Consider the following 13,282-nt stretch of genomic DNA (forward strand, 5'->3'; position numbering starts at 1 on the left):
ACATGGTGTACGGGCCCGCGGGGCCGCCCGGACGCCCGGTGTCCGCGGTGACCGCCGCGACGGCTAGGCTTCGCCCATGCTGTGGCCCATGACCGCCGTCGCACTCGGTTTCCTCGGCCTCGTCGCCATCGCCGTTCCCGCCCTCCGCGTCGGCCTCGAAGTGCGCAGGCTCGCCCGCCGGCTGGACGACGCGGCGCAGCAGATCAGCCGTGCGACGCGGGATCTGGAACGCTCGGCGGCGGACGTGGCCCGGCGGGCGGGGTCGGCAGGTGACCTCCCCGGATCGGATTTCGGGAGGTAGGCTGCAGATCGCGGCTCCGATGCGAGGCGGGGGCCGCGATCGGTGTACGCCGGGGGATTGCCCGGAGTTCACCCCCGCGGGTTACGATCGATCACGCCCAAACCCACGCAGCCTCGGTGAGAAGGTAGACGCTTATGTTCGGACGGCTCGGCCCTACCGAGATCATCCTGATTCTCGTCGTCATCATCCTGCTGTTCGGCGCGAAGAAGCTTCCGGACATGGCCCGTTCGCTGGGTAAGTCGGCCCGCATCCTCAAGAGCGAGGCCAAGGCCATGAAGAGCGACGGCAAGGCGGACGAGGCCGCTCCCGCGGACCCGCCGCAGCCCGCGCCGAAGACCATCCAGGCCGCCCCCGGCGACGTGACCAGCTCCCGCCCGGTCAACGAGTCGCAGGTGAACGACCAGCAGCCGCAGACGCAGCAGCAGTCGCAGTCGCAGTCGCAGCGCTGAGAATCCGCAGGGGCACACCGCGGCCGGGAACGGCCACGTGGCACGAGATGAGGACGTGGGTTGCTAGGCGTTGCCCGCCGTAAGGAGCGCAAGGAGAGGGACCCCGAGGGGCGGATGCCTCTTGCGGAGCACCTGAGGGAGCTTCGCGACCGGCTGGTGAAAGCCGTCGGGGCTATCCTGCTCGTCACGATCGTCGCGCTCTTCTTCTACCGGGACATCATCGACTTCCTGATGGCGCCGGTGCTCGACTCGGTGGGCTGTCCCACCAACAGGCTCTCCGAGCTCAGTGACAGCGCCGACGAGGACACGAAGCGAGTCTGCGGCGAGTTCACCGTGAACGGCCTCATCGCGCCGTTCACCATCATGCTCAAGGTCTCGTTCATGACCGGCCTGGTGCTCTCCACGCCGATCTGGCTCTACCAGCTGTGGGCCTTCTTGGCACCCGGGCTGCACCAGAACGAGAAGAAGTACTCCCTGGGCTTCGTCGGTGTCGGCGTGCCGCTCTTCCTCGGCGGTGCGTTCTTCGCGTACCGCATCCTGCCGGTGACCGCCGAGGTGCTCCTGGAGTTCACACCCGAGAACACCAGGAACTTCCTGCCGATCCCCGACTACATCGACCTGATGACCCGCATGGTCGTGGTCTTCGGCCTCTCCTTCGAGCTTCCGCTCGTCCTCGTCATGCTGAACATGGGCGGCGCCGTCACCGGGCGCCGGATGCTCAGCTGGTGGCGCTGGATGATCATGGCCATCGTCGCCTTCGGCGCCATCGCTACCCCGAGCACCGACCCGATCGGCATGTTCGCCCTGGCCGGCCCGGTCACCGTCCTGTACTTCATGGCCACCGGGTTCTCCCTGCTCAACGACCGCCGCCGGGCCCGTATCGCGGCCCGTGGCCCGGCGGACGACGAGGCGTCCGACCTCGACCTCACCCCCGATGACGTGGGCGACGTGGAGCCCGTGACCGCTTCGGCGGCGCTGCCCGAGCAGGCCACCGGCGAGGCCGACGGCGCCAGCGGCGCGGGGGCCGGGGACGGTGCGACCCGCAGAAATGGTTACGACGACGCCACCTGACCGCTAGGGTCACGCTGGTGACCAGCGATATCACCGTGTTCGTCAACCCCACCGCGGGGCGCGGCCGGGGCGCCAAGGCCGCCCCCGTCATCACCGAAGCGCTGCGCGACGCCGGGTACGAGGTGACCACCGTCCAGGGCCGGGACGCCGACGCCGCGCTCGCCGGCGCCCGCGAGGCCGTCGCCGCGGGCACCGGGGCGCTCATATCGGTCGGCGGCGACGGCATGGCCGCCCTCGCGCTGCAGGCCGTGGCCGGCACCGAGGTCCCCGTCGGCCTCGTGGCCGTCGGCACCGGCAACGACTTCGCCCGTGCCACCGGGCTGCCCGTGCGCGACCCCGCCGCCGCGGCGGAGGTCGTCGTCGGCGCCCTGGAGTCCGGCAGCACCCGGGCGATCGACCTGGGCCGGGTGGGGGAGACGTACTTCGGCACGGTGCTGGCCTCCGGCTTCGACTCCCGCGTCAACGACCGGGGCAACCGGATGAGCTGGCCCCCCGGCCGGTTCAAGTACGACGCGGCGATGGTCGCCGAGCTGGCGTCCTTCCGCCCGATCCCGTACAGGATGCGGCTCGACGACGGGGCGGAGATCGAGACGGAGGCGACGCTCGTCGCCGTCGGCAACGGCCCGTCGTACGGGGGTGGCATGCGGATCTGCCACGAGGCGCGGATGGACGACGGGCTGTTCGACATCACCGTCGTCGGCCGCTGCAGCCGGCGCACGCTGCTGCGGGTCTTCCCGCGGGTCTACAAGGGCACGCACCTGACCCATCCGGCCGTCACCGTGCACCGGGCCGCGAAGGTGTCGCTGGCCGCCGCGGACGTCACCGGGTACGCGGACGGGGAGCCGCTGGGGCCGCTGCCGCTGACCGCGGAGTGCGTGCCGGGCGCGGCCCGGGTGCTGGTGCGCTGAGCCGCCCGGACGCGCCCCGGGCGCGCTCCCGGCCCCGCCGCCTTTCCCCGTCTGACCTGGGGTGGTCCGGAAAGATCGGGTGCGCTGTCGGCGGGGCCCGGTAGGCTCGTACTCACGATGACCGACGAGCACATCCCTCCCGCCGAGGCGTACGCGGCGCACCGCCGCCGGGCCGCCGAGGAAGCCACCGCACTCGGCACCTTCCGCGGGCTGTACGATTTCGCGCTCGACCCCTTCCAGCTCGACGCCTGCCGTGCCCTGGAGGACGGCCGGGGCGTGCTGGTCGCGGCGCCCACCGGCTCCGGCAAGACGGTCGTCGGCGAGTTCGCCGTGCACCTCGCCCTGGAGCGCGGCCGCAAGTGCTTCTACACCACGCCGATCAAGGCGCTGTCCAACCAGAAGTACGGCGACCTCGTCCGGCGGTACGGCCCGGCGAACGTCGGCCTGCTGACCGGCGACAACACCATCAACTCCGAGGCCCCGGTGATCGTCATGACCACCGAGGTCCTGCGGAACATGCTGTACGCCGGCTCCCAGACCCTCCTCGGCCTCGGCTACGTGGTCATGGACGAGGTGCACTACCTCTCCGACCGCTTCCGCGGCGCCGTCTGGGAAGAGGTGATCATCCACCTCCCGGAGTCCGTCACCCTGGTCTCCCTGTCGGCCACGGTCTCCAACGCCGAGGAGTTCGGTTCCTGGCTCGACACCGTCCGCGGCGACACCGCCGTCATCGTCTCCGAGCACCGCCCGGTGCCCCTCTGGCAGCACGTGATGGCGGGCCGCCGGATGTATGACCTCTTCGAGGAGCGCACCGGCGCCGGCGGCCGGCCGGAGCCCGCCAAGGCGGTCAACCCCGACCTGCTGCGCCTGGCCCGGCAGGAGTACACGCGCCCGGCCGGCCCCCGGGACCGCCGCCGCGGCCGGGGCCGCGAGGCCGACCGCGAGCGCGAGCGCCGCTCCGGCTCCCGGATCTTCACGCCCAGCCGCGTCGAGGTCGTCGAGCGGCTGGACGCCGAGGCGCTGCTGCCCGCGATCACGTTCATCTTCAGCCGCGCCGGCTGCGAGGGCGCCGTACAGCAGTGCCTCTACGCGGGCCTCAGGCTCAACGAGGAGGACGAGCGCGCCGCGGTCCGCGAGATCGCCGAGCTGCGTACGGCCGCGATCCCCCGCGAAGACCTGCACGTGCTGGGCTACTTCGACTGGCTGGAGGGCCTGGAGCGGGGCATCGCCGCGCACCACGCCGGCATGCTGCCGACGTTCAAGGAGGTCGTCGAGGAGCTGTTCGCCAAGGGCCTGGTCAAGGCGGTGTTCGCGACCGAGACCCTGGCCCTCGGCATCAACATGCCGGCTCGCTCCGTGGTGCTGGAGAAGCTGGTGAAGTGGAACGGCGAGACCCACGCCGACGTCACACCGGGCGAGTTCACCCAGCTCACCGGCCGCGCGGGCCGCCGCGGCATCGACGTCGAGGGCCACGCCGTGGTGCTGTGGCAGCGCGGCATGAGCCCGGAGTACGTCGCGGGCCTGGCCGGCACCCGTACGTACCCGCTGCGCTCCTCCTTCCGCCCGTCGTACAACATGGCGGTCAACCTCGTCGCGCAGTTCGGCCGGCACCGTACGCGCGAGCTGCTGGAGATGTCCTTCGCGCAGTTCCAGGCCGACAAGTCGGTCGTCGGCATCTCCCGCCAGGTGCAGAAGAACGAGGAGGGCCTCTCCGGCTACCGCGCGGCGATGACCTGCCACCTCGGCGACTTCGCGGAGTACGCGCGGCTGCGCCGCGACCTGAAGGACCGCGAGACGGAGCTGGCCCGCCAGGGCACCGCGCAGCGCCGCGCCGCCGCCGCGGGCTCGCTGGAGAAGCTGCGCCCGGGTGACGTGATCCACGTGCCCACCGGCAAGTTCGCCGGCCTCGCCCTCGTCCTCGACCCGGGTACGCCGGCCGGCCGCACCAACGGCCACCGCGGCCTGGAGCACCACGACGGCCCCCGCCCGCTCGTGCTCACCGCCGCCCGGCAGGTCAAGCGGCTGGCCGCGATGGACTTCCCGGTGCCGGTGGAGCCGCTGGAGCGGATGCGCATCCCCAAGTCGTTCAACCCCAAGAGCCCGCAGTCCCGCCGCGACCTCGCCTCCGCGCTGCGCACCAAGGCCGGCCACCTGGAGCCCCGGCGGCACCGCAAGGAGCGCGCCCCCGCCGCCGACGACGCCGAGATCGACCGGCTGCGCAAGGCGATCCGCGCCCACCCCTGCCACGGCTGCGGCGAGCGCGAGGACCACGCCCGCTGGGCCGAGCGGTACCACCGGCTGCTGCGCGACACCCGCCAGCTGGAGCGCCGCATAGAAGGCCGGACGAACACCATCGCCCGCACCTTCGACCGGGTCTACGCCCTCCTCACCGAGCTGGGCTACATCGCGGAGGACCGCGGCGGCGAGCAGGTCACCGGGGACGGCCGCCGCCTCGCCCGCCTCTACGGCGAGCTGGACCTGCTGGCCTCGGAGTGCCTGCGCGAGGGCGTCTGGGAGGGCCTCGGCCCCGCCGAGCTGGCCGCCTGCGCCTCCGCGCTGGTCTACGAGGCCCGCCAGTCCGACGACGCGCTGCCGCCGAAGCTCCCCGGCGGCGGCGCCAAGCGGGCCCTGGGCGACATGGTGCGCATCTGGGGCCGCCTCGACGCCCTGGAGGAGGACCACCGGATCAGCCAGACCGAGGGCGTCGGCCAGCGCGAGCCGGACCTCGGGTTCGCCTGGGCCGCGTACCAGTGGGCCGGCGGCCGCAGCCTGGACGAGGTGCTGCGCGAGGCGGACATGCCGCCGGGCGACTTCGTGCGCTGGTGCAAGCAGCTGATCGACGTGCTCGGCCAGCTGTCCGGCGCGGCCGACCCCGAGAGCACGGTCGCGGGCGCCGCCCGCAAGGCGGTCGACAAGCTCCTGCGCGGCGTCGTGGCGTACAGCTCGGTGGGCTGAGCGGCCCGCCCCCGCGCCCGGGCACTACCCTGCCCGGGTGATCTCCCACGAGGATCTGACGCCGCCGGAACGGGAGTTGTGGGCCGCGTTCCCCTCAGGCCGCCGGGTCGACCTGCGCACCGGTGACGCGGCCCGGGACGACCCCGCCGGCGGCGCGGGCTGGGGCCCGGCGCGTACGGTACGGGCCGCGGTCCTCGCCGCGCTGCTGCTGGGCGCCCACCCGCCGCAGCCGGGCGGCATCGCCGCGCTGCGGCTGACCGGGGCGCGGATCACCGGAGGGCTGGACCTGGCCGGGGCGGAGACGACCTACCGGCTGCGGCTGGAACACTGCCTCCTGGACGAGGCGGTCGTCCTCACCTCGGCGGCCACGGCGAGCGTCCACATCGACGACAGCGTGCTGCCCCGCGTCGACGCCCGCATGGCGAGGGTCGAGGGTGTGCTGTCGGTGCGGCGGTGCCGGGTCGCCGGCGCGCTGCTGGCCACCAAGGCCCGGATCAGCGGCGAACTCCTCCTGCACGGCACCCGGTTCGAGGGGGAGGGCGGCTGGTCGCTGTTCGCCGGCGGGATGGAGGTGGACGGGGCGGTCTTCTGCACCCACGGCTTCACCGGCGGCGGCGGGATACGGCTCATCGGCGCCCGACTCTCGGGCGGCCTCTTCCTCGACGGCGCGCGGACCGGCGCCGCGGACGGCCTCGCGCTCACCCTCGACCACGCCCACGTCAGCCTCGTGCGACTCACCGACGGCTTCTCCGCCGCGGGCCGACTCGAACTGCGCGGCGCGCAGATAGCCGACCTGCTCACCTTCGACGGCGCGCAGCTCGGCGACTGCACCGGCATCGACTGCGCCCGGCTGCACGCGACCGACCTCCGCTTCACTCCGGCCACTCCGCCCGCCGGGCCGGTGTTCCTCGGCGGCACGCAGGTGGCCACGCTCCACGACGACCTCGGCAGCTGGCCCGGCACCGTGCATCTCGACGGCTTCGTGTACGGCTCCCTCCAGTCGGCGCAGCCCCCGGCGGCTGCGCCGGCGCCGTCGGCTCCGCGCCCGGCGGCGGGTCCCGCGCCGGCCGGTCAGCGGCCCGCCTCCGGGCAGGACTCCGTACGCCGCCGGCTCGACTGGGTCCGCCGCGGCGCGGGCTACGCCCCGCAGCCGTACGAGCAGCTCGCCGCCTGGTACCGGCAGATCGGCCACGTCGACGACGCCCGCCGCGTGCTGCTCGCCAAGCAGCGCGCCCGCCGCCGCACCCTGCGCCCCCTCGGCCGCGTCTGGAGCCTGCTGCTCGACGGGACCGTCGGCTTCGGCTACCGCCCCTGGCTGGCCGGGCTCTGGCTGGCCGGGCTCACGCTCCTCGGCGGCCTGGTCTTCACCGCGGGGGACAACAAGCGTGTGCGCGCGGACGAGGGGCCCGAGTTCAGCCCCTTCGTCTACGCCCTCGACCTGCTGATCCCCGTCGGCGGCCTCGGCCAGCGCGAGTCCTGGTACATGGACGGCGGGACGGCGCAGATCCTCTCGTACGTGCTCGTCGCCACCGGCTGGCTGCTGACCACGGCGCTCGTGGCCGGCGTGACCCGGACCCTGGAGCGGGCGTAGCGAGCCGGCCGCGCCGTGCCGTGCCGCGGGACGTGACCGGGTGACGGCGCCGCACCGAACGTGGGAGTACCAGCGCTCCGTCTGAGGCGACCGGGGGACCGCTGAGGGCGGAACTCAGGGTGCGGAGCCGGGGGCCTCCGCGCCCGCCTGCTCCGCATTCTCCTGCTCGCGCTCGACGGCCTCGTTCCACTGCTTCTTCGAGGACTGCCAGCCGTCCTCGTCGTGGCCGAGCCGCCAGTAGCCGGAGATCGACAGCTGCTCGCGCGGCAGCTGCCGCTCCAGCCGCAGGTGCCGGCGCAGCTCCTTGACCATCCCGGCCTCGCCGTGCACGAAGGCGTGCACCCGGCCGGGCGGGAAGTCCAGCGCCTGCACCGCCGCCACGAGGGCCCGGCCCACCGGCCGGCCGTCGCGGTACAGCCAGGTGACGCCGGCGCCCTCGGGGGCGGCCAGCGGCTGCCGCTCGGCCTCGTCGGCGACCTCCACCAGCACGTGTGCGACGGCGCCGTCGGGCACGCGCTCCAGCGAGGCGGCGATGGCCGGCAGCGCGCTCTCGTCGCCCGCCAGCAGGTGCCAGTCGGCCGCCGGGCTCGGCGCGTACGCACCGCCGGGACCGAGGAAGCGCACCACCTCGCCCGGCCGCGCGCGCAGCGCCCAGGGGCCGGCCACGCCGCTCTCGCCGTGCACGACGAAGTCGAGCGCCAGCTCGCGCGCCTTGGCGTCCCAGCTGCGCACCGTGTACGTGCGCGTCACCGGCCAGCGGTCGCGGGGCAGGTCGCGGCGGATGGCGTCCAGGTCGTACGGCTCCGGGTAGACGGCGCCCGGTGCGGGGAAGAGGAGCTTGACGTAGTGGTCGGTCCACTCGCCCGGAGTGAAGCCGGGCAACTCCTCGTCGCCGAGGACCACGCGCACCATGTGCGGGGTGAGTTGCTCCGTGCGCACCACGCGGGCGGTGTGGACCTGGCGCTTCCGGCCGGTGGGGCGGTCTGCCACGGGGGCCTCCGGGACGAGAGGAAGTTAGGATTACCTAACCTAACATCTTCGTCGCGGGCCCGTGACGGGAAACCGTCCGGCGCCCGCCGGACGGCGCCCCGTCCCCGGTCAGCCGCGCAGCGTCGTCAGCAGCCGCTCCAGCGAGCCCCCGAGCCCCCAGTGCTTCCCGAGCGCCGCCAGCCGCTCCGGGTCCCGCGGCGTCCGCGGCAGCTCCGGGTCGTACGCCGGCAGCGGCACGTCCGCGGCGACCCGTACCACCTTCGGCGCCACCGCGACGTAGGCCCGCGCCTCGTCGAGCCGGCGCCGCTGCGCCGGGGTGAGCCGGGAGGCGGGGTCGGCGGCGGCGGCCATGATGCCGGCGAGGTCGCCGTACGCGTCGAGCAGCTTCGCCGCCGTCTTCTCGCCGATGCCCGGCACGCCCGGCAGGCCGTCGCTGGGGTCGCCGCGCAGCAGGGCGAGGTCGGCGTAGCCGGAGCCGTCGACGCCGTACTTCTCGCGCAGCGCCGCGCCGTCCATGACGGTGGCGTTGCCGACGCCCTTGACGGGGTAGACCACCCGCACCCCGCGGCCGTCGTCGATCAGCTGGAACAGGTCGCGGTCGCCGGTGACGATGTCCACGGGCCCGGCCGCGTGCGCCGTGAGCGTGCCGATCACGTCGTCCGCCTCGTACGGGGCCACCCCCACCCGCGCGATGCCGAGGGCGTCCAGCACCTCCTCGATCACCGGCACCTGCGGCGACAGCGTGTCCGGCACCACCTCCTCGTCCGCCTCGGCCTCCCCGGGGTGCTCCTCGGCGACCCGGTGCGCCTTGTACGAGGGGATGAGGTCCACCCGCCACTGCGGCCGCCAGTCGGCGTCCATGCACGCGACGAGGTCGTCCGGGCGGTGGTCGGCGACGAGCCGGGAGATGAAGTCGAGCAGCCCCCGCACCGCGTTCACGGGGGTGCCGTCCGGGGCCGTGACCGATTCCGGTACGCCGAAGTACGCGCGGAAGTAGAGGCTGGCCGTGTCGAGCAGCATCAGGCGTCGGGTCATCCCCTGATGATGCCGCATACGCCGCGACCAAACGCGATCACAATGTGAACTGGATCACGCAATGGTTTGGACATTGCCATCCTGGGCAGCGGCGGAAGTGGAGTGAACCGATGGTCTATACAAGGACAATTCGGTAAGCATACGGGCAGAACCCGCGTCACTCCGCGACCTGCCGACGGGGGATGCAGGTCGATTTTTCCGTTCGAAGCGTGAGGTGTATGTGAGCAGGCTCCAGGCGGAGCACCTGTACAAGGTGTTCGGTAAACGGCCAGAAGACGCGGTCGCCAAGCTAGCGGCGGGCGAGGACCGCGAAGAACTTCGCAGGAACGGCACGACGGCGGCGGTGGTGGATGCCTCGTTCACCGTCGAGCCGGGCGAGATATTCGTGGTCATGGGCCTCTCCGGCTCCGGCAAGTCCACGTTGCTGCGCATGCTCAACGGGCTGCTCGACGCCACGTCGGGCCGGGTGCTCTTCGACGACCAGGACCTGACGTCGCTGACCGACGGGCAGCTGCGCGAGGTGCGCTCCACCAAGATCAGCATGGTCTTCCAGCACTTCGCGCTCTTCCCGCACCGCAGCGTCCTGGAGAACGCCGCGTACGGGCTGGAGGTCCAGGGCGTACCCCGGGAGGAGCGGTGGAAGCGCGCCGCGGCCGCGCTGGAGCTGACCGGCCTGGAGGGCTGGGAGCACCACTGGCCCGACGAGCTGTCCGGCGGCATGAAGCAGCGCGTCGGCCTGGCCCGGGCCCTGGCCACCAACGCCGATCTGCTGCTCATGGACGAGTCCTTCAGCGCCCTCGACCCGCTGATCCGGCGCGACATGCAGGACCAGCTCATCGAGCTGCAGTCCAAGCTGAAGAAGACCATCGTCTTCATCACCCACGACCTCAACGAGGCCATGCGCCTGGGCGACCGCATCGCCGTCATGCGCGACGGCCGCATCGTCCAGATAGGCACCCCCGAGGACATCCTCGTCCGCCCCGCCGACGACTACGTCCGCCGCTTCGTCGAGGACGTCGACCGCACCCGGGTACTCACCGCCGGCTCGATCATGGAGGAGCCGCAGGACGGCCTCTCCCCGAAGGAGCTACGCGCCGCCGCGCCCGTCAGCGTCACCGAGGACACCCCGGTCGCCGAGCTGTTCGGCCCGTTCGCCACCGGCGACGACGCCGTCGGTGTCACCGACGCCGACGGCGATCTCGTCGGCCTCGTGGAGCGCGGCCGGCTGCTGTCCATCCTCGGCGACCAGGCCGGCGACGACGAGGGCGAAAAGGTGATCGCCGGTGCCTGAGATCGACTTCGGATCCCGGGTCGAGTCGGCCGTCGACTGGCTCAAGGACCACCTCGGCTGGCTCTTCGACTTCATCGACACGGTCCTCTCGGGCATGTACGACGGCGTCAACGCCGTCCTCGACGCGCCGGAACCGCTCGTCATGGCCGGCATCTTCGCGGTGATCGCCTTCTGGCTGCGCGGCCCGGTGCCCGCGGTGCTCGCGTTCGCCGGCTTCGCCGTCATCGACTCGGTGCAGCTGTGGCCGGAGGCCATGGAGACCCTGTCGATGGTGCTGGTCGCCACCGCGATCACGGTGGTGGTCGCCGTGCCGGTGGGCATCTGGGCGGCTCGTAACAAGGTCGTCAGTACCGCTGTCCGGCCGATGCTCGACTTCATGCAGACGATGCCCGCCTTCGTCTACCTGATCCCGGGCGTCATCTTCTTCTCCATCGGCATCACCCCGGGCATCATCGCGACCATCGTGTTCGCCATGCCGCCCGGCGTGCGCATGACCGAGCTGGGCATCCGGCAGGTCGACGCGGAACTGGTCGAGGCCGCCGAGGCGTTCGGCACCAAGCCCGCCGACACGCTGCGCCGCGTGCAGCTGCCGCTGGCGCTGCCGACGATCATGGCCGGCGTCAACCAGGTCATCATGCTCGCGCTGTCCATGGTCGTCATCGCCGGCATGGTCGGCGGCGGCGGCCTCGGCGAGGTCGTCTACAACGCCGTCACCCGCGTCGCCATCGGCACCGGCTTCGAGAGCGGCCTCGCCGTCGTCATCCTCGCCATGTACCTGGACCGGATGACCGGCGCGCTCAACGAGCGCGTCTCGCCGCTCGGCCGGCGCGCGCTCGCCAGGACCGCCGCCGCGGTCGACCGGTGGAAGTTCCTGCACTACAAGCCGACCACCGCGATCGCCACCGTCGGCGTCGTGGTGCTGGCGCTGCTCGCCGGCGGCCTGAACCTGGCCGACTCCGACGACGACGAGGGCACCCCGCAGGCCGCCGCGTCCACGGATGTCGGCGAGGGCCGGAAGATCGACATCGGCTACATCCCGTGGGACGAGGGCATCGCCTCCACCTACCTGTGGAAGGAGGTGCTGGAGCAGCGCGGCTTCGAGGCCGAGACCAAGCAACTCGACCCGGGCCCGCTCTTCACCGCCGTCTCCGAGGGGCAGGTCGACTTCCAGACCGACGCCTGGCTGCCCGTGACCCACGAGCAGTACTGGGACCAGTTCGGCGACAAGATGGAGGACATGGGCTCCTGGTACGGGCCGACGTCGCTGGAGTTGTCCGTTCCGTCGTACATGAAGGACATCAAGTCCCTTGAGGATCTGAAGGATCACAAGGGCGAGTTCAGCGGGAAGATCATCGGCATCGAGGCCAGCGCCGGGATGATGGGGATCCTGAAGGACAAGGTCGTGAACGAGTACGGCCTGGAGGACTGGGAGGTCGTCTCCTCGTCCACCTCCTCGATGCTCGCGGAGCTGGAGCGCGCGTACCAGGCCGAGGAGCCGGTGGTCGTCACGCTGTGGTCGCCGCACTGGGCGTACAGCAAGTACGACCTGACCAAGCTGGCGGACCCGAAGGAAGCCTGGGGTTCCGGCGACGACGTGCACACCACGGCGCGCAAGGGCTTCTCGAAGGACGAGCCCGTCGTCGCCGAGTGGCTGCGCGACTTCACCATGAAGGAGAAGGAGCTCACCGGCCTGGAGGAGATGATCGTCGACGCCGGGGAGGGCAACGAGCAGCAGGCCGTCCGCGACTGGCTGGAGAAGAACGAAGGCTATGTCGACAAGATCGCCCCGCTGCCCGACGGCGGTGGCGGCAGTACGGAGGGCAAGGACGCGGGCAAGACCGTGAACCTCGGCTACTTCCCGTGGGACGAGGCCATCGCGTCCACCTACCTGTGGCAGAACGTGCTGGAGGACCGCGGCTACAAGGCCAACGTCAACCAGCTCGACCCCGGCCCGCTCTACACCGCGCTCGCCGAGGGCCAGATGGACGTGCAGTTCGACGCCTGGCTACCGGTCACGCACGAGCAGTACTGGGAGAGATTCGGGGACGATCTCACCGACATCGGCTCCTGGTACGGGCCGACGACGCTGGAGTTGTCCGTCCCGTCGTACATGAAGGACATCAAGTCCCTTGAGGATCTGAAGGATCACAAGGGCGAGTTCGACGGGAAGATCATCGGCATCGAGGCCAGCGCCGGGATGATGGGGATCCTGAAGGACAAGGTCGTGAACGAGTACGGCCTGGAGGACTGGGAGGTCGTCTCCTCGTCCACCTCCTCGATGCTGGCCGAGCTGGAGCGGGCGTACGACAAGAAGGAGCCCATCGTCGTCACGCTGTGGTCGCCGCACTGGGCCTACGGCAAGTGGGACCTGACCAAGCTGGAGGACCCGAAGGGGGCCTGGGGCGAGGGCGACGACATCCACACCGTGGCCAAGAAGGACTTCGCCGAGGACTTCCCGGAGTTCCACAAGTGGCTGAAGGACTTCACGCTCTCCGAGGAGGAGCTGTCCTCGCTGGAGGTCGAGATCCAGAACGGCGGGGAGGGCAACGAGAAGGAGTCCGCCCGTCAGTGGATGGAAGACAACCCGGAGGTCATCGACCGGATCGCACCGGTGTCCTGACCACGGCCGGCACGCCGGGCGCCCCGTCGTCCCCCCGCCCGGGGGAACGGCGGGGCGCCCGTCCGTTCACG

Annotated in this window: 10 protein-coding genes; 8 read left to right on the forward strand and 2 right to left on the reverse strand. The window is 71.9% G+C overall.

Annotation, left to right across the window (positions count from 1 at the left end; translation table 11 throughout):
- Positions 1–76 precede the first annotated feature (76 nt).
- The 6 genes from T328_RS03575 (at position 77) to T328_RS03600 (ending at position 7,275) form a co-directional block, all read left to right on the forward strand.
- A complete protein-coding gene (locus T328_RS03575) occupies positions 77–301 on the forward strand; it encodes a hypothetical protein (RefSeq protein ID WP_496494364.1) in 225 nt (74 codons plus the stop codon).
- Between the two features lie 134 nt (positions 302–435).
- Complete coding sequence (gene tatA, locus T328_RS03580; RefSeq protein ID WP_496494365.1) at positions 436–750, forward strand: Sec-independent protein translocase subunit TatA; 315 nt, start codon at positions 436–438, stop codon at positions 748–750.
- Between the two features lie 114 nt (positions 751–864).
- Positions 865–1,821 (forward strand): twin-arginine translocase subunit TatC, encoded by a 957-nt coding sequence (gene tatC, locus T328_RS03585; protein WP_496494885.1) that lies wholly within the window; start codon positions 865–867, stop codon positions 1,819–1,821.
- Positions 1,822–1,838: 17 nt separating this feature from the next.
- A complete protein-coding gene (locus T328_RS03590) occupies positions 1,839–2,729 on the forward strand; it encodes a diacylglycerol kinase (RefSeq protein WP_496494366.1) in 891 nt (296 codons plus the stop codon).
- Between the two features lie 117 nt (positions 2,730–2,846).
- A complete protein-coding gene (locus T328_RS03595; RefSeq protein WP_496494367.1) occupies positions 2,847–5,684 on the forward strand; it encodes a DEAD/DEAH box helicase in 2,838 nt (945 codons plus the stop codon).
- A gap of 37 nt (positions 5,685–5,721) precedes the next feature.
- The gene (locus tag T328_RS03600; protein WP_496494368.1) at positions 5,722–7,275 is read left to right on the forward strand and encodes an oxidoreductase; all 1,554 of its coding nucleotides are present in this window, start codon (positions 5,722–5,724) and stop codon (positions 7,273–7,275) included.
- A 114-nt stretch (positions 7,276–7,389) separates the two neighbouring features.
- Here the strand turns inward: T328_RS03600 and T328_RS03605 are convergent, their stop codons facing one another.
- Both T328_RS03605 and T328_RS03610 read right to left on the reverse strand, forming a co-directional pair.
- Entirely contained in the window at positions 7,390–8,265 is an 876-nt protein-coding gene (locus T328_RS03605; RefSeq protein WP_496494369.1) for a siderophore-interacting protein, read from the reverse strand.
- Positions 8,266–8,373: 108 nt separating this feature from the next.
- Positions 8,374–9,300, reverse strand: coding sequence for a 5'-3' exonuclease (locus T328_RS03610; RefSeq protein ID WP_496494370.1), 927 nt, complete (start codon positions 9,298–9,300; stop codon positions 8,374–8,376).
- Positions 9,301–9,520: 220 nt separating this feature from the next.
- Here T328_RS03610 and T328_RS03615 point away from each other — a divergent pair, with 220 nt between their 5' ends.
- Together T328_RS03615 and T328_RS03620 are read left to right on the forward strand one after the other, a co-directional pair.
- The gene (locus T328_RS03615; RefSeq protein WP_496494371.1) at positions 9,521–10,591 is read left to right on the forward strand and encodes a quaternary amine ABC transporter ATP-binding protein; all 1,071 of its coding nucleotides are present in this window, start codon (positions 9,521–9,523) and stop codon (positions 10,589–10,591) included.
- Positions 10,584–13,211, forward strand: a complete 2,628-nt coding sequence (locus tag T328_RS03620) for an ABC transporter permease/substrate binding protein (RefSeq protein ID WP_496494372.1) — start codon at positions 10,584–10,586, stop codon at positions 13,209–13,211. Before T328_RS03615 ends, T328_RS03620 begins: the two co-directional genes overlap by 8 nt.
- Positions 13,212–13,282: the final 71 nt, after the last annotated feature.

The sequence above is a fragment of the Streptomyces sp. CNX435 genome (genome assembly GCF_059570575.1).